The organism is Streptomyces sp. NPDC001410 (assembly GCF_042895235.1).
GTDB lineage: Bacteria > Actinomycetota > Actinomycetes > Streptomycetales > Streptomycetaceae > Streptomyces.
Genome location: NZ_JBIAWE010000015.1, coordinates 1 through 23,358 on the forward strand (window position 1 = coordinate 1; position 23,358 = coordinate 23,358).

Consider the following 23,358-nt stretch of genomic DNA (forward strand, 5'->3'; position numbering starts at 1 on the left):
TGACCTTGATCACCAAGGTCAGAGTCAGACGAAGATCACCAAGTGGGTCACTTTTGATCCGCCGTCAGAGGGTCAGCGTTCGGCCGTCGTCGAGAACTGCGGCGACGAGTCGCTGAGCCAGCTGTACTGTCATGTCTCGGCCGCATTCGGTTGTCAGCAACAGGGGCAGGGTGACCCGAGCGAATCGCCCAGCCGGTGTGAAGGCTTCCAGGTCCGCCGTGAGCGCCGCAGCACAGACTTCCACCGCATTCTTGGTCGCATCCGAGGTGAGAGGTTCGCTGCGCCGCAGATAGGTGACGAGCGTGTCACGCAGAGCCATACCGATCGCGTCATTGATGTCTAGGTGTTCGGCCAGGTGCCCAGACAGTGCCGTGGCGCAGGCGGCTGCCGGTTCTTCCGGCAGCTGTTGCAGGATCCTGTCGGCGGCAGTCACGAGTTCCGGCTGAACGCCGGCTGCGCTCGCAGCGGCATCCGCGATGGCCTGGGCGGCCATCTCCGCTTCGGGTAGTTGTTGCGTCGCAGGAACCCAACGTGTCATCAGGTTGGCCGCCGCCAGCTGGCATTCTCGGTCGTCGTCTTCCTCGAGGACATGAGCGACGGCTTGGACGAATTGTGTGGCCAGGTAGGAAGCATCGGAGTCCCGGACGCTCTCGCCCCAGCCCGCGGATGGATCTGGTGCGTCGTTCAGCACTTCGAGTGCTACGTGACGGACCGCGTGGCTGGAGGTTGGGCATTCGAGGAGGCCCAACAACACGACTCGGTCCCAGCCATGGCTCTCTTGGTAATTGGTGGTCAGCGCTTACATGCAACCACACGTTGGCCTGTTCGGCGAGAAGAGGGCCGAACCGGAAAGAGCGAGTCAGGCTGAGGCGGGTGGCATCGAAGCCGGTCATGACATCACGTGCCCCACGCCAGCCATAGATGGCCTGCGCGGAGTCACCGACCATGACCAGTTGGGCGTGGGTGCCCTGAGCGGTGAATACCTCTTCCACCACCGAGTTGGTGTCCTGTGCCTCGTTATGGCGACGAGAGTTCGGAGTTTCGACCAGGAGTGCGAATCGTGTCATCCGTGCGAGTGGAAGCCGTGTCACGCCTGAAGCGGCCGTCAGTCGACACCGCTCGGCGGGGGGGCTCATGCCCGTGACACAGGGCACCGAACAGCTCATCAAGCGGGATACTCAGCGCGTGGGCCAGGGCGTGCCACGTTTTGAGGGTCCCAATGGTGCGTGCGCCCGCAGCCCGGCGGGCCCGTCCTCGTTTGCCAGCAGTGCGCCAACGGCGGGCGGCGACTCATCGGCTCCGAAGCGCGGGCCCAGGCCCTGGCCCATCTGGCCCTGCACGTGCGCCGAAATCCACTTCCCGCGCATCTGCGGACGTGTCAGTGCCAGGAGCGAGGCTGCATGTGGCACTCCCGGCACCGGGGCTGCCACGGGCCCATCCAGCTCCTGCTGACCCGCGAGTGCGGTGGACGCCTGTGGCGCCTCACCGACGCGTGCGCCGCATGCGCTGCTGCTACGTCCCAGGCGTCCATCGTCCCCGAAACGGTCCTGGTCCCCGCCGCCCCACCACAGAGCCAGGAACCCGTACGCCGGCGCCCCATCCGAGCGCCTGACAGTCGAACCCCGGTACGGGAGATGCTCAACTACCTTGCCGCCGCCCTGCCCGCCGATATGGGAGCTGACGCCCGGTTGATCGCCCTGCAGTGCGCACTTCGCATGCGCGACACAGCGCAAACGAAGCTGCCTTACGGCGTGCTTCGGAGCCTTCGCCCGGGAGCTGCCGCAGATGCATGGCATGAGCTCACCCAAGCCGGGTGGCTACGCCCGCTCGCGTTCGGCGAAAGCGCAGTAGAGGTTCGGATGGTTGACGTCGCCCTGCTCGCGCAGCATCCTGCCCGGCCTGACCGGCTACAGGCGGCGGACTGGGCGCTGCGCACCGCTTGCCGTACCCATCCGGGCTCCGACTCCCTTTCCGTGCTCGTCACCCTGTGCCTGGCGAGTCACTGCCCGCCTGGCGAACACAGTGGGACCGCCGAGAAAGAGCAACTGGCGCGGGAATGCGGAATCTCCCTTCATGCACTCCACGGCACCCTTGACCACCTGAAGAGAACACACGTCCTGAAGTACTGGGGTGAAGACCAGCTGCCTGACGATTTGCTGTGGACATTGATGCAATCAGTCGTGGCCGTGTGAGCACCCGGAGCACATCGCTGTTTCACGCCCTCCTTGGTCGCTGAAGCCGTGCCACAGAGGGCATGTGCGCACAACACCAGCTGACCGCCGAGCCAGCTGCCTGCCAGCCTTTCACCAAGGTGCAGCGCCACCGTCGATGGCGGCGCGCGTCTCGGACCGAGTACCCTGAGGGCAGTCGGTGATCTTGGTGCCAACTATCCCCGGTTTGTGACAACTAAAGTCTGTGGTCGCAGACGGTCACCGCCGAACCCGCGGCATCCCCAGCCCGATCCACGAGATGATCTCGCGCTGGATCTCGTTGTTGCCGCCGCCGAAGGTGAAGATCACGGCGGAGCGGTAGCCGCGCTCCAGTTCGCCGTGCAGGACGGTGCCCGCCGAGCCCTCCTTCAGCGGGCCGGCGGCCCCGACGACCTCCATGAGCCAGGCGTAGGCGTCCCGGCGGGCTTCGGAGCCGTAGACCTTGACGGCGGAGGCGTCCTGCGGGGTGAGGGTGCCTTCCTGAACGGCCGTCACCATCTGCCAGTTGAGGAGCTTCATGGCGTCGAGCCGGGTGTGGGTCCGGGCGAGCAGGCGGCGTACCCAAGGCAGGTCGAGGACCCGGCGGCCGTCGGCCAGCTTGGTCTCCATCGCCCAGCGCTGCACGTCGTGCAGGGCGCGGATCGCCATGGTGCCGTGTGCGGCGAGGGTGACGCGTTCGTGGTTGAGCTGGTTGGTGATCAGGCGCCAGCCCTGGTTCTCCTCGCCGACCCGGCGCGAGACGGGGACGCGGATGTCCTCGTAGTAGCTGGCCGTGGTGTCGTGCGAGGCGAGGGTGTTGATGACGGTGCACGAGTAGCCCGGGTCGGAGGTCGGCACCAGAAGCATGGTGATGCCCTTGTGCGGCGGCGCCCCCGGGTCGGTGCGCACGGCCAGCCACACCCAGTCCGCGGTGTCGCCGTTGGTGGTCCAGATCTTCTGCCCGTTGACCACGTACTCGTCGCCGTCGCGTACGGCTCGTGTCCTCAGGGACGCGAGGTCGGTGCCGGCCTCGGGCTCGCTGTAGCCGATGGCGAAGTCGATCTCGCCGGAGAGGATGCGGGGCAGGAAGTACGCCTTCTGCTCCTCGGTACCGAACTGCATGATGGTCGGGCCGACCGTGTTCAGCGCCATCAGCGGCAGCGGCACGCCGGCCTGCGCGGCCTCGTCGAAGAAGATGAACTGCTCCATCGCGGACATCCCGCGCCCGCCGTACTCCTCGGGCCAGCCGACGCCGAGCCAGCCGTCCGTGCCGAGCCGCCGGATCGTCTCGCGGTAGAACCGCTTCTGCGCGGCCGGATCCGCGTACCGGGCGTAGGCATGGTCGGGCACCAGCTCGGCGAAGTAGGCGCGCAGTTCGCTGCGCAGTCGCTGCTGCTCGGGCGTGTGGTCGAGGTGCACGGCGCCTCCAGGGTCCCCAAGGGCGGTCCTGACGGCGCACACCGTAGAACGTGTTTCAGAAATAGGGAATGGCGCGCCGGGGCTCAGTTCAGGGCCGCGATGAAGCCCGTGCACGCCTCGGCGCAGGCCCGGCACACTCCCGCGGTCGATTCGGCGCCGGGCTGCCCGGCGAAGGCGTCCGCACAGTCGAGGCAGACCGAGCGGCACCACTCCAGCTGGATCCTGACCCCTTCCTCGTCCTGACGGTCCTGCTCGGACAGCATCCGGCAGGTGGCGTCGCACACCTCGGCGCACATGATGCCCAGCCGGCGCACGCGATCCTGGCGCGGCGAGCCGACCGGATCCAGGAGGCCCGCACGCACCGCACACGCCCTGGCGCACTCCGTGCACGCCTGGGCGCACTCGAAACGGTCCTCCAGGAACCTGTAGAGCTGCTGTGGAGAAGTCGGCGATGTCACACCGGGCGGGTAGCCGGGCGGAAGCGTCGCAAACCCGTTCGCCGGGACGAGGTGATACCGCTCCACGGGACCGGATGACGCCGCTCCGTCGGGACGAGGTGACGCCGCGACCGGGCCGTGTCGCCGTCCATGGAGGCGCGGTCACCCACGGTGTCCGGTTCGTCCCGTTCCGGGCGGGGTATTCCTGTTCTATGAGTACCGCACAGATGCAGCTGGCTGCGGCAAGCGGTCTGATGAGCCTCGTGCTCTTCCTGGTGGCTGTGGCCCTCCTGGCGTTCCTCGCCGGCGGCTACTGGATGACCTCCCGCGTCAAGTACCGGGAGTCCCCGCGACCGCGCCCCGAGGAGCAGCCGCACCTGCCACCCGAGGGCCCGGTGCACGAGGTCCGGGAGAACAGGGAGTCCCAGGAGGTTCCCGAGATGCCCAAGGGCGGTCGCCCGCTCACCCCGTACGAGCTGACCAACATGGACACCAGGCCCAGCGCCTCGAAAGAGCGCCCGCGCTGGAGCAAGGGGTCGAGTGGCTCGTTCGGCGGCGGCGGACTGGGCGCCCACTGACTCCGACCCTACGCCGAACACCGACACCACGCCGAACACCGGACACCACCCACACGACACCGAGCGAACGACCGGCCCTGGCCCGCGCCAGGCCGCCGTACGGCGCTAGGAACCCTTCCTGGCGGCGTCCAGGCGGCCGACGCGGGCCACGTTCCGCACGTCCTCCGGGTCCTGGCTCGGCTCGGCCGTGAACCAGGCGTCGAGGATCTCCGTCAGCACCGGTGCCGAGGTGAGCCGCAGGCTGAGCGCCAGGACGTTGGCGTCGTTCCAGCGGCGGGCGCCCTCGGCCGTGCCGGCGTCCGTGCACAGGGCCGCGCGGACGCCCGGCACCTTGTTCGCGGCGATGGAGGCGCCGGTGCCGGTCCAGCAGCACACGACCGCCTGATCGGACGTGCCCTCGGCGACGTCACGGGCGGCCGCCTCGGAACAGACCGCCCACTGCGGATCGGCACCGGACCGCAGCGCGCCGTACTCACGCACCTCGTGGCCGCGCCGGCGCAGCTCCTCCACGAGGAGGCGGGCGACGGGTTCGTCCATGTCGGAGGAGACGGAGATCTTCATGCGCGGCTCAATCCTCCCGGGTAGGGGAGCCTCGGAGGCCTGGTGACATCTATTGCGGACATCGGTTTCGTCAGCTCTCAGCAACGACCCTATCCGCACGCAGCCCCGGTTTCCCGCAGAGGCGCTTGAAGGCGCCGACCAAGGCTTCCAGGTTCATCGGCAGTCCCTCCGCAGCCCAGGAACCCGAGTGCCCCGGTTATCCGGATTTACCGACAGAGATCATGTTCAGCCCGGTGAATTCACCCCGTATGACGCTGTCGTGAGTCATGCCTTCTGAATGCACCGCAGCTCGCGAAACCGACTGGTTTCGGGTGGGAATTCGGAGCTGCTTCGACACCACACCAGCAGAAGTGGACGCTGATTCCATGGAGTTGCCGGGCTGCGCGCGAATGGCGGCGAGGTCGTGCCTGTCCTTTGGTTGACGGGTGAAGATTGTGTATTAGGGTGAATGCGTTCCTGTCGATCACCACCGAACGGCAGGACGTCCCAGGGAGTTCCGCCCCGTCCGTTCCCAAAGTCGCCAGCGTGCGGCCGAGTTGATCCCTGGCGTCGTGTCGTGACGGCGCCACAGCCGAATGGCGGACCTTTTCTGGGTGCTGGGCGGGCATCCGGCACAGCGGAACGCCGTGCCGGCCATCGGCCTGTCCCCGGCGGCCGCGACCGGTTGTGCAGCGGTCGCGGCGGTCCCCGATCCCCACTGCTCTGACACCGAATTTCCCTGATGGTGATGACGATTCAATCTGAAACGGGAGGCGCCCGGTGATATTTTCCCGTGCGCCGCGAGGACGCCGTGACGCAGCGGATGCCACGGCACAGTCACCGGAATCAGCAGCGCCACCTTCCACTCCCTCGCCCCCGGCGCCGAGTCCGCTGCCGGATCTCGTGCCGCTGACCGCGGAGGAAATCGCCCTGATGCGCGCGAGCGTGGCCGTGGTCGGCCCGCAAGCAGCGGACATGACGGTGTACTTCTACGCCATTCTGTTCGCGCGCCACCCCGAGGTGCGCGAGCTCTTCCCGGAGAACCTGGACGTCCAGCGCGACCGGTTGCTGCGCGGGCTGCTGCAGATCGTCGACCTCGTCGACGACCCGGAGAACCTGATCCGCTTCTGCGGCCGACTCGGGCGCGACCACCGCAAGTTCGGGGCGCTGGACGGCCACTACCCCGCGGTGGGCGAGTGCCTGCTCGCATCCCTGGCCCGCTACGCCGGCCCGGCGTGGAGCCCGGAGCTGGCTGCTGCATGGACGCACGGATACGACGTCGTCGCGCAGGTGATGATGCACGCCGCCGGGGAGGACGCCCGCACGGCGCCCGCGGTGTGGGAGGCGGAGATCATCCACCACCGGCACCGCGGCCATGGCATCGCGGAAATCACCGTGCGGCCCGACGCGCCCTACCCGTACACGGCAGGCCAGTACGCGAGCGTGGAGACGCCCTGGCACCCCAAGGCGTGGCGCTACTACTCCCCCGCGCACGCGCCGCGAGCGGACAACACCGTGACCTTCCACGTGCGTGCGGTCTCCCAGGGCCAGGTCAGCCAGGGCCTGGTCTACAGCGCCAAGCCCGGGGACAAGGTGCGGCTCGGACCCACTCAGGGCGACATGACGCTCGACCCGCGCACCGACCGGGATCTGGTGTGCGTGGCCGGCGGGACCGGCATGGCCCCCATCAAGGCCCTGGTCGAGGACGCGGCCCGCACCGGGAGAGAGCGCTACGTCGACGTCTTCCTCGGCGCGCGGACCGCCGAGGAGCTCTACGGCCTGGACGACATGCTCAGGATGTCCCAGCGGCACCACTGGCTCTCGGTGCGGGCCGCGGTGTCGGAGGAGCGTATTGCGGGGCTGGAGGGCACCCTGCCGCAGGTGCTGAACGAGTTCGGGCCGTGGTACCGGCACGAGGCGTTCCTCTCCGGGCCGGTGGACATGGTCAAGCAGGCCGGCGCCACCCTGGCCCGGCAGGGTATCCCGCAGGAGCGGATCCACTTCGACCCCTTCGACGTGCCCGCACTCGAGGCCGCGTTGCTGCCCCGGCAGTTGCGGGAACCGCCCGAGGACTGAGCGCCCGGCCCGACCCGGCCCAGGCCGTGCGGCCACTCGCTTGCCGCGCCCGCCCGCCGGACTCGGCTTCGACCCGACCGCTCCCGGCCGAGCGGCGCCGGACCACCGCCGGCGCACCGGGCCCGTGTGAGCACCAGACCCCAGGCAGGAGAGAATCCGGTGCAACTCCCCCCATCGCCCGACCCGGCTCGGCGCCGCCCGTCGGCGCACGAGGCCGTCCTGGCGGCCGCCGAGGTGTTCATCCGCCAGTACGCCGCCGAGAACCCGGGCGACGGCGATCCGGGCCGGCGGCTCGCGGAGGTCACCGCGGAGGTGGAGCGCTCCGGCACGTACGAACACACCCCGGCGGAGGTGGCGTTCGGCGCGCGGGTGGCCTGGCGCAACGCGGCGCGGTGCATAGGCCGGCTCTACTGGAACAACCTGATCGTGCGGGACCTGCGGCACGTCACTCATCCCGACGACATCGCCAGTGAGTGCTTCGAGCATCTGCGGATCGCGACCAACGGAGGCCGTATCCGGCCGGTCATCAGCGTCTTCGCCCCCGATCGCCCCGGCCGTCCCGCCGCCACGCTGCTGGGCGAGCAGTTGGTGCGCTACGCGGACGACCCGCGCAGCACCCATCGGGTGGCGCTGGCCAGGGACTTGGGCTGGAAGGGCGGCGAAACCCCCTTCGAGGTGCTGCCGTTGCTGGTACAGCCCGGCTCCGGCCTGGCTCCGCAGTTCTACGAGGTGCCCGAGGACGCCGTGCTGGAGGTGCCGTTGACGCATCCGTGCCATCCAGGGTTCGCCGACCTCGGTCTGCGCTGGTACTCGGTGCCGGCCGTCAGCGACATGTCACTGGAGATCGGCGGGGTCACGTACCCGGCCGCGCCCTTCAACGGCTGGTACATGGGCACCGAGATCGGCTCGCGCAACCTCGCCGACACCGACCGCTACAACCTGCTCCCCGCCGTCGCCGAGCTGTTCGGCCTCGACACCGGCAACGAGCGCACCCTGTGGCGGGACCGCGCCCTGGTCGAGCTGAACCTGGCGGTCCTGCACTCCTACGAGCAGGCGGGGGTGAGCATCGCCGACCACCACACGGAGTCGCGGCGGTTCCTCGCGCACGTGGACCGCGAGAGACGGCACGGGCGCCCGGTGCCGACCGACTGGAGCTGGATCGTCCCGCCCCTGTCCGGAGGAGCGACCGCGGTGTTCCACCGCTACTACGACCCCGAGGATCCCGACCTGCGGCCCGCCTTCGTGCACCGGACCGCAGGAGTGCCGGAGGGATGCCCCTACGGCACGGCCTGAGAAGGAATTCCCTCCGGAGCCTGGTCAACAGCTCCCGCAACCGACCACCTCCCCGTCATACGCGCACCCGCAGGCGCGGCAGCCGCGGGGCCGCCCCCGGGATCGCAGTTCGGCACAGGCTCTCGGGGCCGTCGGCCAGGCGCAGGCCGGGGTGCCGTGCCAGCAGGCTCGTCAGCGCGATCTCGGACTGCAGCCGGAACAGGGCGGCGCCGACGCAGTAGTGGATGCCGTGGCCGAAGCCGATGTGGCCCTCGGTGCCGTCCTGGGGGCGGCGGGTGATGTCCAGCCGGTCGGGGTCGTCGCACAGCAGCCGCAGCTGCTCGGGGTGGGTGAGGAGCGCGGCGATCGCGTTGACCAGGAGCTGGGCCGTGTTGTCGTAGCCGGCCATGACGACGTTGAGGACATCGCGACGGCCTCCTCCTCGATCAGCCGCAGCCTGTCGTCGTCCCAGGCGCCGGCGAGCGTGGTCAGCAGGTCGGTCGGCGACCTCGCGGAGCCCTAAATGGCACCCTCCTGGACGGGATCCCGGGATTCCGGGTGATCTGGATCATCGGCCGGGGCGGCGGCACGCAGCGCCGCCTCAACCCGGCGGTTGCTGGTCATGGTCGACGTGACGGCGGTCATGGCGAGGAGGAGGCCGGCGGCGGTGACGTTGGCGTCGTTCCAGCGGCGGGCGCCCTCGGCGACGTCACGGGCGGCCGCCTCGGAACAGACCGCCCACTGCGGATCGGCACCGGACCGCAGCGCGCCGTGCTCACGCACCTCGTGGCCGCGCCGGCGCAGCTCCTCCACGAGGAAGCGGGCGACGGGTTCGTCCATGTCGGAGGAGACGGAGATCTTCGTGCGCGGCTATGCCCTCTCCAGGTCAGGGAGCCTCGACGGCTCTGTGACATCAATTGTTGCCGTCCACGGGGGGCGCGCGTCACTGCGCGCGGGCGACGAGGAAGTCGGCGCTGCCGGAGAGCGTGGTGAGCCTGGGCGCGTCCTCGTCCTCGATGCGCACACCGGACCGTTCGCTGAGGACCTCGACGAAACTCAGGAAATCCAGCGAGTCCATCTCCAACACGTCGCGAAACGCGTCGTCGGGCCCCAGAGCGGCGACGTCGGCGTCCGGGACGACGGAGGAGATCGAGTCCCTGACCATGCCAAGTGCATCGGTTCGGTTCATGTCCACAGCTGCTCCGGATTCTGCAGGAGGCGGGCGACCGCCGTGAGGTAGCGCGCGCCGACGGCACCGTCGGTCGCCCGGTGGTCGGCCGAGAGGGTCGCCGTGACCACGGGCCGCACGCCCAGCAGGCCGTCGACGGCGCACGGCCGGTCGACCACCCGCCCGAAGCCGACCAGAGCCACCTGCGGCGGGTAGATCACGCCGAAGACGGTTTCCACGCCCTGTTCACCGAGGTTGGTGACCGTGATCGTGGCGTCGGACACCTCGGACCCGCGCAGTCTGCCCGTGCGGGCCCGGGCGACCAGGTCTTTGAGGGCGGTCATCAGCTGTGGGAGTGCCAGGGTGTCGGCGTGGTGCAGCGCGGGGGCTACGAGCCCTCCGCCGCGCAGGGACACGGCCACGCCGAGGTGGACGCCCTCGCCGGCGGTGAAGTGGTCGTCGGTCCAGAAGCCGTTGAGTTCGGGTACGTCCCTGGTCGCCAGGGCTGCTGCCTTGAGGAGCAGGGCCGCGGGGAGCAGCCGTTCACCGACCGGGCTGCGCCGGTTGTGTTCGTGCAGCCAGTCCATCGCGGCGGCCATGTCCACGGTGGTGGAGAGGTAGTAGTGGGGGATGTCCCGGTTGGCGCGGCTCATGAGACCGGCGATCGCCTGACGCATGGCCGCAGCCCGGTCTTCGGACTGACGTTCGCCAGAAGGCCGTACAGCAGAAGGTCGTACCTGGGTCACGCCCGCGGGCGCGGGTGGGGCCGGGGCCGACGGGCCGGGGGCTGCCCGGCGTACGTCCGCGGCACGCACGGCCGACTCCCTTCCCGTCCCCCTCACCGTGGTGAGATCGACGCCCAGTTCGGCGGCGAGCCGCCGGGCGAGGGGGGTGGCACGCACGCGCCGTGGCCGAGCAGCGGCTCGGGCAGCCGCCGCTCCCTCGACATCCGTCCGGGTGACGCGCCCCCCGGCCCCGGAGCCGTGCAGCGTCTCCAGGTCTACGCCGCTGCGCTCCGCGAGATGCCGGACCAGAGGACCGGCCTCGATGTGGCCGCGCCGCCGAGCGGCGGACGGTGCCGGCGCCGGGACGGGAGCGGGTTCGGGTGGCGGGGACGGTGGCTCGAAGGGCTCGCTCTTCTCCGGCACGTGACGGACCGGTCGTCGCTCCTCGGCCGACCCGATCCGCGCGAGCGGCGCGCCCACGGGCACTGTCGTGCCGGGCTCGACGAGTACCTCGGTGATGGTCCCGGTTTCGAAGCACTCCACCTCGATCATCGACTTCGCGGTTTCGACGACGGCAACCGGGTCGCCCTTGTGGACGAGGTCACCGGGGCCTGCCAGCCATTCCACAAGCGTGCCTTCATCCATGTCGGCGCCGAGGGACGGCATGGTGAACTCGCCCATGATCAGTCCACCGTCCGGTGGGCCGCCGCGACGATGTCGGTGGTCTGCGGCAGGGCGGCCTCCTCCAACCGCCGCGCGTACGGCATGGGTACCTCCGCGCTGCACACCCGCTCGACGGGCGCGTCCAGTTCGTAGAACGACCGTTCCGCGATACGTGCGGACACCTCGGCGGCGAGGCTTCCCGTCCGCCATGCCTCGTCGATGACCACCGCACGGTGGGTCCGGGCCACGGACGCCGTGATGGCCGCTTCGTCGAGGGGGCGCAGCGTGCGCAGGTCGATCACCTCGGCGCTGATGTCCTCGGCGGCCAGGTCGTCCGCCGCCGCGAGGGTCTTGGGCAGCGAACCGCCGTACGTGATCAGGGAGATGTCGGTGCCGGGGCGGCGGATCGCGGCGTGGTCGAGGTCCACGGGTTCATCGGGCGGGAGGAGTTCGCCGGAGACGTTGTAGAGGCTGCCGTGCTCGAAGATCAGCACGGGGTCGGGGTCGGCGAGCGCCGGGGCCAGCATGTAGCGGGCGTCTTCGAGGGTGGCGGGGGCGAGGACGCGGATGCCGGGGATGTGCGCGTACCAGCCTTCCAGGCTGTGCGAGTGCTGGGCGGCGAGCTGCCGTCCGGCGCCCGTGGTCATGCGGATGACCAGCGGCACGGGCAACTGGCCGTTCGACATGTGCAGGAGGGTGGCGGCGTTGTTGAGGATCTGGTCGAGGGCGAGCAGGCTGAAGTTGACGGTCATGATCTCGACGACCGGCCTCATCCCCGCCAGGGCGGCGCCGATGCCGGCGCCCACGAACGCGGACTCGGACAGCGGGGTGTCGCGGACGCGTTCGGGGCCGAACTCCTCCAGCAGGCCGAGGCTGACGCCGAAGCAGCCGCCGTACCGGCCCACGTCCTCGCCCATGAGGAAGACACGGTCGTCGGAGCGCAGGGCCTCCCGGAGCGCCTCGCGCATCGCCTCCCGGTAGGTCGTCTTGGCCTCGTGCGTTCCGCCGGCGCCCATGGTCAGCTCACCGCCTCCGCCGAGGAACTCGAGGAACTGGTGACGTGGCGGAGCAGGTTCTCGACCGGCTCCTCGGGTGCCTGTTCCGCCGCTTCCACAGCGTGGTCGATCTCGGCGGTGATCCGCTGCTCCAGCCGGGCCAGTTCCTTGTCACCCAGCTCACCGTTCTCGCGCATGTGGTCCGTGAGCAGGCTGATCGGGTCCCTGGCCTTCCACTGCTCGATCTCCGCCTTGTCTCGGTAGCGGTCCGGGTCGTACATGGAGTGGGCGCGGAATCGGTAGGTGCGCAGCTCCAGGAAGTGCGGTCCGGTGCCGGTCCGGATGCCCTCGACGGCCTGTTGGGCGGCCTGTTCGACGGCCTCGACGTCCATGCCGTCCACGGTCCAGGCGACCATGCCGTAGGAGGCGGCGCGCATGGTCAGGTCGGTGTGTGCCTCGTGTCGCGCCAGGGCCGTGCCCATGGCGTAGAGGTTGTTCTCGCAGACGAGCAGCAGGGGCAGCCTCCACAGCGCCGCCAGGTTCGCGGTCTCGTGGAACTCGCCTTCGGCGAAGGCGCCGTCACCGAAGAAGCAGCAGGTGACGTTGGTCTGTCCGCGCATGCGGTCGGCGAGCGCGAGGCCGGCGGCGAGGGGGAGTCCGCCGGCGACGATGGCGTTGCCGCCGTAGAAGCGGCGGCTCGCGTCGAACAGGTGCATCGATCCGCCCCGGCCACCGCTGCACCCGGTGGTCCTGCCGTACATCTCGGCCATGACGGCCTCGGCCGTGATCCCGCGGGCCAGTGCGTGGCCGTGTTCGCGGTAGGTCGAGACGATCGCGTCCTCAGGTGTCAGTGCCTCGTTGACGCCGACGGCGACGGCCTCCTCGCCGATGTAGAGGTGGACGAAGCCGCGGATCTTTGCTGCGCTGTACAGCTCGACGCACCGCTCCTCGAAGTGCCGGATGCGCAGCATCGCCTCCAGCAGGTCCATCCGGTGCCCGGCGGCCCCTGGCCGGGCCGGAGAGGGGGTGCTCGCGTGCCGCTTGGCCGTCGCGGCTTTCCTGCCGGACTTCGAAGGCGCCGAGTCCTTCCGCGTACGGGTGGGCCGGGCCACGCTCATGCGGATCCCTCCAACGTCGACAAGTCTCCCGTGGGCAAGCCGAGTTCACGTGCGCGCAGCAGGCGGCGCATCACCTTCCCGCTGCGGGTCCTGGGCAGGTTCTGATCGAAGGCGATTTCCCTGGGAGCGACGGCGGGGCCCAGCTTGCGGCGGCCGAAGGCCAGCAGCTCCCGCTCCAGCTCCGGAGTCGGCTCGACCCCGGACCGCAGTGACACGAACGCCTTGACGACGTTCCCGGCGACCGGGTCCGGCCGTCCGATCACTCCGGCTTCGGCCACCGCCGGGTGCTCCATCAGCGCGCTCTCCACCTCGAACGGGCCGATCAGATGCCCTGCCGACTTGATGACGTCGTCGGCGCGACCCACGAACCAGTACCAGCCGTCCGCATCCCGGCGGACGAGGTCTCCGGTCAGGTACCAGCCGCCGGCGAACGCGGCGTCGTAGCGCTCCTTGTCGTGCAGGTAGCCGCGGAACATCGACGGCCAGCCCGGCCGCAGCGCCAACTCCCCCTCCACGCCAGGGGTTTCCACCTCCGTGACCCTGCCGTCGGTGACCAGCGCCCGGCCGTCCTCGCCCTGCTTGAGCACGGTCGCCTCGACGCCGGGCAGCGGACGTCCCATCGCGCCGGGCCGGATCTCGCAGGCGGCGAAGTTCGCGATCATGATGCAGCCGGTCTCCGTCTGCCACCAGTTGTCGTGCACCGGCAGGCCCAGCACGTCCCGGCCCCACACGACGGCCTCCGGGTTGAGGGGCTCGCCGACGGAAGCGATGAAGCGCAGGGCCGACAGGTCGTAGGAGCGCGGCAGGTCGTACGGGCCCTGGCGCGGTGTGGCGCGCATGAGCATGCGCAGGGCCGTGGGGGCCGTGTACCAGACGGTGACCCGCTGCTCGCCGAGGATCCGGTACCAGCGCCGGGCGTCGTAGTCGCCCTCGTCGACGACCACCGTCACGCCGTGCACGAGCGGGGCGATGATCCCGTACGACATGCCGGTGACCCAGCCGGGGTCGGCGGTGCACCAGTACACGTCCTCGCCATGCAGATCGAGCGCGTACGCGGCCGTGGCGTAATGGGCGACCACCGCCTCGTGCACATGGACCGCACCCTTGGGAGTGCCGGTGGTGCCGCTCGTGAAGTGCAGCAGGGCCATGTCGTCGGGCGAGGTCGGCGCAATGGTGAAGGTGTCCGGAGCGGCGGACATCAGGTCGTCGAAGGACGCGGTACCGGGCAGCTCCTCGGCTCCGGGCCCGACGACCAGGACGTGTTTCAGCCCGGGAACCGACGCGCGGCGCTCGGCGACCTTGCGTCGGTAGAGGGCCGCCGTGGTGACCAGGACCCGCGCATCGCCCAGACGCAGCCGCTGCTCCACCGGGTCGGGGCCGAAAGCGGAGAAGAGCGGGCAGAGCACGCTGGTGTTCTTCAGCGTCCCCAGCACCGCCGTGTAGAGCTCGGGACAGCGGCCGAGCAGGGTGAACACCCGGTCCCCGTGGCCGACCCCGAGCGACCGCAGGACGTTCGCGAAGCGGGCCGTACGGCGCCCCAGCTCCGCGTACGTGACGGTCAGGACGGAGTCGTCCCGGGCGACGCATCGCAGCGCGACCTTGTCCGCGTGATCGGACGCCGCGTGCCGGTCGACCGCCTCATGGGCCATGTTGATCCCGCCGCCGGGCAGTCCGGCCAGTGCGGCACGTGCCTGCGACCAGGTGAAGGCGGCGCGGGTCCGGTCGTAGTCGGTGAGACGGGGACGGACGTCCGGTGTGGTGTCCTTGCGGATCGTTTCCCAGTGCATGGGCTGCTCCTCCCGGCACTGCACCCCCGATCTCCAGAGTCGCCGAGCCCGGCCCAGGCCGCATGTCGGCCGCAGGACACGGCCCGATGAGGCGGCGGCGTGCTGCGGTCCGAGGGCCGGGCCTGAGGCGTGGGGGGCTTCGGCCAACCTCGTCGACGCCACTGCGCGAGGCCACACGGGACCACCCCGGCGTCGAGGTACACCGCCGGCCGGTCGAAGGCCCCGCCCACCGGGTCCTCCCAGTGCCCGGTCGCCGTGATCCCTCAGCGTGTCTGAGCCCAGGTGCGACCGATGTCGGAATGGGCATGGCGCCATCTCACAGCATCCGTACCGTGCCGGTGCGAGGTCGCCGACCGGGCAGCCGTCGCTCATGATGGAAGGGGTACCGGGCGCTGCTGCACACCGAGGTGAAGGCCGCGATCGAGGGCTGATCCATCGCTCCTTCCGAAGCGGCACGACCGGCGGGCGCGGACGACTGTTCCTCGGCCCGCACCCATGCGACCACGTGTGGTCACCAGCGGAAGGGGTGGCACGAGGATGTGGTACGACCGCACATCGCTGCACCATGCGACAACGACGCGCCTTCCATGATCGGCCGACTCTTGGTCCAAGGTGTCCTGGCACCATGACCGATGCCGGCCCCGAGCAGTGTCCGCGAGGTCACCGGACTGTTCCGCACACCGGTGATCTGCGGGTCGAGGCGTGGGCGCCGACACGCGAGGAGTGCATCGTGGAGGCGGTGCGGGGCGTGGTCGGCAGCTTCACCGAACTACCTGCAGGCGCCTGCGGCGTTACCCGGGAGTGCGTGGTGTCGGCCGAGGACGACGGCCGGCTCCTGGTCGCCGTACTCGAGGAAGTCATCTACCGCATGGACGCTGCGGACGAACTCCCGGTGGACGTCTCGGTGGCGCCGGAGCCGGGCGGGGTACGGGTGCGATTCAGGATGGCCGACAGCTCGACGGCCACGCAGACCGGGGCCGTGCCCAAGGCCGTCGCACTGCACGGGCTGCGGCTGGCCCGGGAGTCGCAGGGGTGGGCCTGCCGAGTGACGCTGGATGTGTGATGCCGTCCCGGCGTCCCGCGCCGGAACGGCTCGCCGAGGAGGCCGAACCGATATGGACATCCGGCTGGTGGCGGAGGGACCCTGGCGGTTCCGCATCGGGCAGACCGGCGCCATGCGCGTACCCGGAGTCGTCCTCGCCCCACGGGAGCTGCTGCCGGACGAGCCCGGCGACCAGGCCCTTCAGCAGGTGGCCAACGTGGCAACGCTCCGGGGCATCGTCCGCGCCTCGTACGCCATGCCCGACATTCACTGGGGCTACGGCTTCCCGATCGGCGGCGTGGCCGCGACCGACGTCGCCCACGGCGGGGTCATCTCGCCCGGAGGCGTGGGCTTCGACATCTCCTGCGGGGTACGCCTGCTCACCGCGCACGTGGACCGCACCGCCCTGCTGCCGAAGCTGCCCGCGCTGATGGACCGCCTGGACGGACTGATCCCGCGCGGGCTCGGTCGTGGCGGCCTGTGGCATCTGACGGGCCGGGCACAGCTGGACGAGATCCTGCGTGGCGGTGCCCGGTACGCGGTCGAGCAGGGCCATGGGGTGCCGCGTGACCTGGAGCGGTGCGAGGACGGCGGAGCTGTCGGCGACGCCGATGTCACCCGGGTCGGGGAACGCGCGCTGGAGCGCGGCGCCGGTCAGGTCGGCAGCCTGGGGTCGGCCAACCACTTCCTGGAGATCCAGGCGGTTGACGTGGTCTACGACGAGACATGCGCGTGGGCGTTCGGCCTGCGCCCCGGCCTGGTGTGCGTCATGATCCACTGCGGCTCGCGGGGCCTGGGCCACCAGATCTGCTCCGACCACGTGCGAGCCATGGACACCGTGATGCGGCGCTACGGCATCGACGTACCCGACCCGCAACTCGCCTGCGCACCCGTCGACTCGCCCGAAGGCCGCGCCTACCTGGGCGCAATGGCCGCGGCCGCGAACTACGCCCGCGCCAACCGCCAACTGCTCGCCGATGCCGCCCGCAGCGTCTTCCTCGAGGCCACCGGCGAGGGCCTGGACCTGCTCTACGACGTCTCGCACAACCTCGCCAAACTGGAACGCCACAGCGCCGACGGCACAGCCCGGCCACTGCTGTGCGTCCACCGCAAAGGCGCCACCCGGGCACTCTCGCCGGGCCACCCCGACCTGCCCGACGCACTCCGCCCCTTTGGCCAACCGGTGTTCGTGCCCGGCACCATGGGCACCGCCTCGTACGTCATGACCGGCAGCACCGGCAATCGCGCCTTCGACTCCTGCTGTCACGGCGCGGGCCGCGTCTGGAGCCGGCACCGCGCGCACCGCGAGATGTCCGCCCGGCAGTTGCGCCGGGAGCTGGTCGACGCGGGGGTCGCGGTGCGCCCCGCCTCCTGGCGCAGCGTCACCGAGGAGGCACCCGAGGCGTACAAGGACGTCGACGCCGTTGTCCGGGCGAGCGAACACAACGACCTGGGTCGCCTTGTGGCCCGCCTGGTGCCGCTGGGCGTCCTCAAAGGCTAGAAGCGGACCGGAACCGGCTCGCTCTTGTGCATGCTCCAAGATCTCCAGGCGTACGGGCGACTCCTGTCATTGCAGTGCTCGATATTGCAGTGCTCGGAAACGAAGGCGGGGTGTTCGGGATGTGTGTGCCGACGCCGAGCCGGGCGGCCGTCGGCGGCTTCCGGATCGCTATCCCGCCGGGACGGCCCGTCGACGCCGCAGCAGCCGGCGGCGTAGTTCGTCGGCGCCCCAGACGATGAAGGGGAAGGGGACGACGAGGGCGAGCATGCGCGGGGTGAGGGCGGCTGTGCCCAGCAGGGCCTGCAGGGGCGGGGTGTAGATGAAGACGGCGGCGAGGGCGAGTTCGAAGGCGATGCCCCACAGCAGCAAGGGGTTGGTGAACACCCCGATGGAACGCAGCGAGGCGTGCTCCGTGCGGGCGGCGAACGCGGTGCCGATCTGGCCGGCGATCATGCCGAGGAAGGTCATGGTGGTCGCCTGCTGGTAGGCGTGGTGCAGCGGCGTGCCGGGGCCTGTGGGGGCGCCCGGGTACCAGCCGGCGTGCCAGAGAACGGCGAAGAAGCCGGTCAGCTCCAGGGCGGCGCAGATGACGCCGAGGAACAGCCAGGCGCGCAGCAGCATGGAACCGCGGATCACGCCCTCGGAGCGGGGGCGGGGCGGGCGGTCCATCAGCCCTGGCTCGGCCTTCTCCCGGCCCAGAGCGAGAGCGGGCAGAGTCTCGGTGCCGACGTCGAAGGCCAGCAGCTGCAGCACGGTCAGTGGCAGCGGTACGGCACCGCCGGCCAGGGCGAAGACCAGGAACGGGGCGACCTCCGGGGTGGTGTGGGCGAAGATGTAGCAGACGAACTTGCGGATGTTGTCGTAGACGCGGCGGCCCGCGTGCACAGCGGCGACAATGGTGGCGAAGTTGTCGTCGGTGAGCACCATGGTGGCCGCCTCGCGAGCCACGTCGGTGCCGGAGCGGCCCATGGCGACCCCGATGTCGGCCCGCCGCAGGGCGGGTGCGTCATTGACGCCGTCGCCGGTCATCGCCACGACGTGGCCTTCGGCGCGCAGAGCGTCGGCGATCCGCAGCTTGGCCTCCGGGGAGGTGCGGGCGAAGATCAGCTCCCGGTGGTGGCGCAGCAGCTGGTCGAGTTCGTGTTCGGGCATGCGGTCGAGTACGTCGCCGGTGACCACCTTCGGCTCTGGGCCGCCGATGCCGACCTGGCCGGCGATCGCGGTCGCGGTCAGGGCGTGGTCGCCGGTGACCACGATGATCCGGATTCCGGCGCTGTGGCAGCGAGTGACCGCGTCGGCCACCTCGGGGCGGGGCGGATCGGCCATCGCCACCAGCCCCAGGAACACCAGCCGGTCTTCGGCCTCCTCGCGGCGTTCCGGTAATTCCGCCCCAGCGGTCGATTGCCGCTCGGCCACGGCCAGGACACGAAGCCCCTGGAGGGCGAAGACGTCCACCTGTCCGGCGATCGCGCGGCTTCGTTGCTCGGTGAGTGGGCCGACTGTGCCGTCGGCCTGTTTGACGGTGGCGCACAGTGGCAGGAGCGCCTCGGGGGCTCCCTTGGCATCGATCCAGATTCCGTCGTCGCGCTGGTCGACCGTCGACATCAGTTTGCGTACGGGGTCGAAGTGGAATTGGCGGCGGCGCCGGGCATCCCGCTCGTCGGTGCCGACACCGCGACCCAGATGTTCGGCCGCTGTCAGCAGTGCCAGTTCGGTGGGATCGCCCACGGGGCCGCCCGTGGCGTCCAGCTGTGCGTTGTTGCACCACGCCACCACCGTCGCAAGAGCACGCAACGCCGCGTCGTCGGGCATTCCCTCAGTGGCAACGATGTCGGCGAGTTCCCGCTGCCCCGCCGTGGTCCACACGGTGGTGACCTGCATACGGTTCTCGGTGAGGGTGCCCGTCTTGTCGGTGCAGATCACGTCCGTGGAACCGAGCGTCTCCACCGCACTGAGGCGTTTGACGACCGCCCCGCGCCGTACCAGCTCCCGCACACCCAGCGCCAGGGCCAGTGTGATCACCGGCAGCAGTCCCTCGGGCACGTTGCCGACGAGCAGGCCGACGGCGAAGACGACGGCGTCGTGGAACGGCAGCTTCGCCGCGAACATGGCCAAGGGCAGGAACGCGACCCCCATGATCACCGCGATCGCCGCGATCAGCCACGCCACCCGCCGCACCTGCGCCTCCAGCGGGCTGATCTCTCGCTCGACACGCTCTGAGAGCGCGGCGATACGCCCGAGTTCGGTGTGCATGCCGGTCGCGAAGACCACCGCTCTGGCCTCGCCCTCGGTGCACGTGGTGCCGCTGAAGACCAGGTCGCGCGCCGACAGCAGCGGGACATGGACGTCGACCCGGTCGGCCGCACGGTAGGCGGGCATCGCCTCACCGGTCAACGGTGACAGATCGACCTCGATTCCGCCCTCGATCAGCCGTGCGTCTGCCGAGATCCGGTCCCCCTCCTCGATCGCCAGCACGTCGCCGGGCACCAGGGTGACCGCCTCGACCTGGTGAACGTGCCCGTCCCGCACCACGGTCGCATGCGCCGGCAGGTAGGCGGCCAGCGTCTCCACGGCCCGTTCGGCCTGCATCTCCTGGACGAAGGCGAACGCCGCATTCACCACGATCACCATCACGATGGCCACCGCCACCGCCGCGATCCCCGCCCACCACGCCAGCAGCGCGGCCGCCCACAACAGGAGCGCCAGTGGATGGACCGCCTGCCGGACCAACTCGCCCGGCCAGCGTCTGCCGCCGCGTCGCCGCAGCTCGTTCGGCCCGTAGCGCACCAGCCGCCGAGCCGCCTCGCGCGAGGACAGGCCCCTCCGGGTGCTGCGCAGATCCCGCAGCAGCAGGTCCAGGCGCTCCTCCGGATCAAGCTCCACCACCGCGGCCCCACCGGCTTCGGCGTTCATCCCACCCCACCACCCGTGCCCGTCAGCTGATGGTGCTCCGACCCGTCGACCCCGACCACGATCCGTCGGCCGAACGACGCATCGTCGCTCACCACCCACCTCCCGGTTCCTCACGTCGACGCTTCAGCTTTCCCCGCAGCACCCCGGTGACGGCTGCTTGAGTCCTTCCTGCTCACCCGTTTCGCCCCTTCACGCAGGGGACGTGGAGTCGGCGTAGCGCAGCAGTACGCCCACGCCCTCGCTCAACCACAGCTCCTGCTCGGGCACCACGACCAGTTCGGCCCTCGTGCCGACGAGGGCACGGGCCAGGGCCGAATCGGCCCGTTCCTCGCTGACCTCCCGTATGCCGTAGGAGCGCAGTTCCTGTTCGGCGAGGGCGAGTTGGCCGGGCTCCGAGCCCACCCACAGGCGGAACGACGACTCAGGGTGGTCGTTGAGGAAAAGGGCCTTTGCCCTGCCGCGTTGCAGCGCCGACACGGCAGACGCAAGGCCTTCCGCGAACGCTCCGTCGCGGGCTCGCTCGGCCATGAGGGCGTCCAGCAGTGCGCGATCGTGCGCGGCCATGCGCCCTTTGAAGAGGCTTTCAAGCCGCCGCTCCAGCAGCGCCCGCCCGGGCGCGGACTCGCCGGCGCCCTCCACGGTGGTGACCTGCCCGCGCAGGGAGGCCGGAAGCCGGTGGATGAGAATGCCGCGGGCCCAGACGTCCCCGGCGACGACCACCGTCTCGACGTCGATACGCCGTGCGTGACCTTCCAGCTCCCGGCCGACCTCTCCGACAGCGCGGGGCCAGTCGGCCACCGGGATCTCCTCGTCCAGCCGGTGGCCCGGCGTGACCCTGGTCAGCGGCCATGTGCCCGCCTCGGCCTCGATCCGTACGGTGCCGGTGGCGTCCGTCGAATGACGGCCGCCGTAATGCACGTGCACCGCCAGATACGGGATCCCGGGCGCGTGCTGGACGATCAGCGGCATGGTGTCCGGCAACGTTCCGAAGTGCGCGGTGTCCCGTGCGGGCGGTGCGGGCAACTCGTCCAGCAGGGCCAGGTGTCCGCGGGCGGTGAACACTGCTTGACCGTGGGTGCCGGGAACGTCCGTGTCGCTGCCCACTGTGCCCGCCACCGCGGTGATCGAGTCCCGGTCCGCTCCCTCGGACATCAGTGCGTCCTGAAGACGCCGCCAGCGCAGCTGTATGGCGGCATCGGGATCCTCGATGGCGGCGTCGCGGGACGTGTCCACGTAGACGGACGCGAAAGGACCGGGCTGCTTGTAGAGAGGTTCCAGGAAGGAAAGTTTCATGGTCGCTCCCGAGTGGGCTGTCGGCGCCACGTGCCACCACGCCCGGGATGCCGCCCTGTCAGGACACGTTCGGGTTGGCGTGCCGCGGCTTTTCCCATTCCAGGATGCGCCTGCCCGACGAGCCGCGCCCGCTCGTCCGGCGCCGACCTGGTCACGGGCCCGACAGCCCGCCGGAAGTGCCCGAACGGCCCTTCTGCGCCAGCCACCTCCTGGGGTCATCCTGAACGAAGACAGGCAACGAAGACAGGCAACGAGAACAGGCAACGAGGTCAGGGAACGAGGTGAGCCACGATGAAGGCGCATGAAGGTGACGTGCTGCGGTTCACCGGCAGAACCGTGGGATCCGCCGAACACCACGCCACCGTCCTGCAGGTGCTCGGCGAAAACGGCGAACCGCCCTATCGGGTGCGCTACGAAGACGGTCACGAGACAGAGATCTTTCCCGGCCCGGGATGCGTGATCGAGACCCATCCGGCACACGCTGCCTCGTTCGGGCAGCCGCACCGGGAGAGGCGGTGACCGGGCTCGCCGGAGGCGGGAGCGCGTCCGCGCGTCCTGTCTGCGGGGCAAGATTGCCGCGGCGTCGGACGGCGCGGGATGCTCCCGCAACGGGGGTCGAGCACGGCAGGGGCCTGGACGAGCTTGGGTGGTTGCTGCTGGCCCAGACTGGCTGGAGGCGCGTCGACACGATCCGGGTACGCCGTCTGTTCGGCTGAAACGGGCGGGGCGGTGGCGCAACCCGGCTGAAGCACCCCAGGGGTTCCGACTCGTGGTGCTGGGGCTGCCCCGCGGAGTGGTCCCGGTCGCCGCAGAGGTCGCGCGAGTCCTCGGCGCGCCGCCGGCTGTCTGCGCAGCTCCGACCACGATGACCGCTCTTGCAGGCCGATGGCGGATGCCACAGCCGCCCCCGCACCTACACTGTCAGGCCTGCGGGTGATGGTCCACGGCATCGGCCAGAACATATGTGTGCCCCTCACGCCCCCATTCGCCGTACTCGGGCGTGAGACCGGCGTCCATCGCCCGGAGGCACGGGCGGCCGATGTGCGCATAGACCAGGCGTCGGATCCGGTGCCGGGCCGCCTCGCGGGCGATCTCCCGCACCGGGGCATGGCCGCCCACGCCGCCGCGGAAGCGGATGGGGCGGTTCCAGCCGGATGCCTCCGCGAACATCAGATCGGCGTTCGCCGCCCACACCGGAAAGGCCCAGAACTCCGGTGCCCACACCGCCGCCACCGCCCCTGCCTCGATTCGGTATCCGCAGGTCGGGTGGGAGGTGTGCGCCACCGGGAGCGCACGGATACGCAGATCGCCGAGGTCCAAGTCCGCCATGCACGGCACCAGCCCTCGCTGGGCCGCCAGACGCCGTAGGGCCGAGCGCAACTCGGCATGCTCGTCGGTCACCAGCCAGGCTTCCAGCGGGCCCCGGGGCGGCTCGGCCCCCGGTCCCCCGTCGAAGACGACAAACCGGCGGCCGTACGCCAGCAGCAGGCCGGCAGGCGCGAAACGTGGCGACGCCATGGCGCCGATGCCCAGCAGCGTGAGCTGGAGCCGAGGGGCCATGATCGCCACCTCCCGACATGCTCGTGATTGCAGCCTGTGCCAGACCGCGCCCTTTGTCATCCCAGACAAACCGCGTGTCGCG

Annotated in this window: 21 protein-coding genes and 1 pseudogene; 7 read left to right on the forward strand and 15 right to left on the reverse strand. The window is 70.4% G+C overall.

Features of this window, described 5'->3' with window-relative positions; genetic code table 11:
* Nucleotides 1-64: 64 nt before the first annotated feature.
* Together ACFY3C_RS29975 and ACFY3C_RS29980 are read right to left on the reverse strand one after the other, a co-directional pair.
* The gene (locus ACFY3C_RS29975; protein ID WP_390773133.1) at nt 65-691 is read right to left on the reverse strand and encodes a hypothetical protein; all 627 of its coding nucleotides are present in this window, start codon (nt 689-691) and stop codon (nt 65-67) included.
* 114 nt (nt 692-805) lie between these two features.
* Nucleotides 806-1,019: pseudogene (locus ACFY3C_RS29980) on the reverse strand (UvrD-helicase domain-containing protein); the annotation flags it as partial.
* A 615-nt stretch (nt 1,020-1,634) separates the two neighbouring features.
* Here ACFY3C_RS29980 and ACFY3C_RS29985 point away from each other — a divergent pair.
* The gene (locus ACFY3C_RS29985; protein ID WP_390772970.1) at nt 1,635-2,192 is read left to right on the forward strand and encodes a hypothetical protein; all 558 of its coding nucleotides are present in this window, start codon (nt 1,635-1,637) and stop codon (nt 2,190-2,192) included.
* 237 nt (nt 2,193-2,429) lie between these two features.
* Here ACFY3C_RS29985 and ACFY3C_RS29990 read toward each other — a convergent pair whose 3' ends face one another.
* Both ACFY3C_RS29990 and ACFY3C_RS29995 read right to left on the reverse strand, forming a co-directional pair.
* Complete coding sequence (locus ACFY3C_RS29990; RefSeq protein WP_390772971.1) at nt 2,430-3,608, reverse strand: acyl-CoA dehydrogenase family protein; 1,179 nt, start codon at nt 3,606-3,608, stop codon at nt 2,430-2,432.
* An 83-nt stretch (nt 3,609-3,691) separates the two neighbouring features.
* Nucleotides 3,692-4,066 (reverse strand): ferredoxin, encoded by a 375-nt coding sequence (locus ACFY3C_RS29995; RefSeq protein WP_386578513.1) that lies wholly within the window; start codon nt 4,064-4,066, stop codon nt 3,692-3,694.
* A 191-nt stretch (nt 4,067-4,257) separates the two neighbouring features.
* Between ACFY3C_RS29995 and ACFY3C_RS30000 the strand changes: the two genes are divergently transcribed.
* Nucleotides 4,258-4,623, forward strand: coding sequence for a DUF6479 family protein (locus ACFY3C_RS30000; RefSeq protein ID WP_386578512.1), 366 nt, complete (start codon nt 4,258-4,260; stop codon nt 4,621-4,623).
* Between the two features lie 105 nt (nt 4,624-4,728).
* Here the strand turns inward: ACFY3C_RS30000 and ACFY3C_RS30005 are convergent, their stop codons facing one another.
* Nucleotides 4,729-5,184 (reverse strand): RpiB/LacA/LacB family sugar-phosphate isomerase, encoded by a 456-nt coding sequence (locus ACFY3C_RS30005; RefSeq protein WP_390772972.1) that lies wholly within the window; start codon nt 5,182-5,184, stop codon nt 4,729-4,731.
* Nucleotides 5,185-6,066: 882 nt separating this feature from the next.
* Between ACFY3C_RS30005 and ACFY3C_RS30010 the strand changes: the two genes are divergently transcribed.
* Both ACFY3C_RS30010 and ACFY3C_RS30015 read left to right on the forward strand, forming a co-directional pair.
* Nucleotides 6,067-7,239 carry a globin domain-containing protein gene (locus tag ACFY3C_RS30010; protein WP_390772973.1) on the forward strand — a complete coding sequence of 391 codons (1,173 nt, stop codon included), beginning with the start codon at nt 6,067-6,069 and terminating at the stop codon, nt 7,237-7,239.
* A gap of 159 nt (nt 7,240-7,398) precedes the next feature.
* Nucleotides 7,399-8,532: a nitric oxide synthase oxygenase gene (locus ACFY3C_RS30015; RefSeq protein WP_390772974.1), complete on the forward strand. Its 1,134-nt coding sequence runs from the start codon at nt 7,399-7,401 to the stop codon at nt 8,530-8,532.
* Nucleotides 8,533-8,587: 55 nt separating this feature from the next.
* Here ACFY3C_RS30015 and ACFY3C_RS30020 read toward each other — a convergent pair whose 3' ends face one another.
* From ACFY3C_RS30020 to acsA, 7 genes are all read right to left on the reverse strand, one after another.
* Nucleotides 8,588-8,920: a hypothetical protein gene (locus tag ACFY3C_RS30020; RefSeq protein WP_390772975.1), complete on the reverse strand. Its 333-nt coding sequence runs from the start codon at nt 8,918-8,920 to the stop codon at nt 8,588-8,590.
* Between the two features lie 110 nt (nt 8,921-9,030).
* Nucleotides 9,031-9,351, reverse strand: a complete 321-nt coding sequence (locus tag ACFY3C_RS30025; protein WP_390772976.1) for a hypothetical protein — start codon at nt 9,349-9,351, stop codon at nt 9,031-9,033.
* Nucleotides 9,352-9,454: 103 nt separating this feature from the next.
* The gene (locus ACFY3C_RS30030; RefSeq protein ID WP_386578506.1) at nt 9,455-9,700 is read right to left on the reverse strand and encodes an acyl carrier protein; all 246 of its coding nucleotides are present in this window, start codon (nt 9,698-9,700) and stop codon (nt 9,455-9,457) included.
* Entirely contained in the window at nt 9,697-11,085 is a 1,389-nt protein-coding gene (locus ACFY3C_RS30035; RefSeq protein ID WP_386578505.1) for a 2-oxo acid dehydrogenase subunit E2, read from the reverse strand. The genes ACFY3C_RS30030 and ACFY3C_RS30035 overlap by 4 nt, the downstream gene beginning before the upstream one ends.
* A 2-nt stretch (nt 11,086-11,087) precedes the next feature.
* Entirely contained in the window at nt 11,088-12,083 is a 996-nt protein-coding gene (locus tag ACFY3C_RS30040) for an alpha-ketoacid dehydrogenase subunit beta (RefSeq protein ID WP_390772977.1), read from the reverse strand.
* A 2-nt stretch (nt 12,084-12,085) separates the two neighbouring features.
* Nucleotides 12,086-13,180 carry a pyruvate dehydrogenase (acetyl-transferring) E1 component subunit alpha gene (gene pdhA / locus ACFY3C_RS30045; protein ID WP_390772978.1) on the reverse strand — a complete coding sequence of 365 codons (1,095 nt, stop codon included), beginning with the start codon at nt 13,178-13,180 and terminating at the stop codon, nt 12,086-12,088.
* Nucleotides 13,177-14,967 carry an acetate--CoA ligase gene (gene acsA / locus ACFY3C_RS30050; protein ID WP_390772979.1) on the reverse strand — a complete coding sequence of 597 codons (1,791 nt, stop codon included), beginning with the start codon at nt 14,965-14,967 and terminating at the stop codon, nt 13,177-13,179. The genes pdhA and acsA overlap by 4 nt, the downstream gene beginning before the upstream one ends.
* Nucleotides 14,968-15,592: 625 nt before the next feature.
* Here acsA and ACFY3C_RS30055 point away from each other — a divergent pair.
* Complete coding sequence (locus tag ACFY3C_RS30055; RefSeq protein ID WP_390772980.1) at nt 15,593-16,030, forward strand: archease; 438 nt, start codon at nt 15,593-15,595, stop codon at nt 16,028-16,030.
* 52 nt (nt 16,031-16,082) lie between these two features.
* Nucleotides 16,083-17,510, forward strand: coding sequence for an RtcB family protein (locus ACFY3C_RS30060; protein ID WP_390772981.1), 1,428 nt, complete (start codon nt 16,083-16,085; stop codon nt 17,508-17,510).
* Between the two features lie 168 nt (nt 17,511-17,678).
* Here the strand turns inward: ACFY3C_RS30060 and ACFY3C_RS30065 are convergent, their stop codons facing one another.
* Both ACFY3C_RS30065 and ACFY3C_RS30070 read right to left on the reverse strand, forming a co-directional pair.
* Nucleotides 17,679-20,423 carry a cation-translocating P-type ATPase gene (locus ACFY3C_RS30065; RefSeq protein WP_390772982.1) on the reverse strand — a complete coding sequence of 915 codons (2,745 nt, stop codon included), beginning with the start codon at nt 20,421-20,423 and terminating at the stop codon, nt 17,679-17,681.
* A gap of 189 nt (nt 20,424-20,612) precedes the next feature.
* Nucleotides 20,613-21,716 (reverse strand): hypothetical protein, encoded by a 1,104-nt coding sequence (locus ACFY3C_RS30070; RefSeq protein WP_390772983.1) that lies wholly within the window; start codon nt 21,714-21,716, stop codon nt 20,613-20,615.
* A gap of 291 nt (nt 21,717-22,007) precedes the next feature.
* Between ACFY3C_RS30070 and ACFY3C_RS30075 the strand changes: the two genes are divergently transcribed.
* Complete coding sequence (locus tag ACFY3C_RS30075) at nt 22,008-22,235, forward strand: DUF1918 domain-containing protein (RefSeq protein WP_386575503.1); 228 nt, start codon at nt 22,008-22,010, stop codon at nt 22,233-22,235.
* A gap of 402 nt (nt 22,236-22,637) precedes the next feature.
* On the opposite strand, the gene ACFY3C_RS30080 is transcribed toward ACFY3C_RS30075, so the two are convergent.
* The gene (locus ACFY3C_RS30080) at nt 22,638-23,276 is read right to left on the reverse strand and encodes an MBL fold metallo-hydrolase (RefSeq protein ID WP_390772984.1); all 639 of its coding nucleotides are present in this window, start codon (nt 23,274-23,276) and stop codon (nt 22,638-22,640) included.
* Nucleotides 23,277-23,358 lie beyond the last annotated feature (82 nt).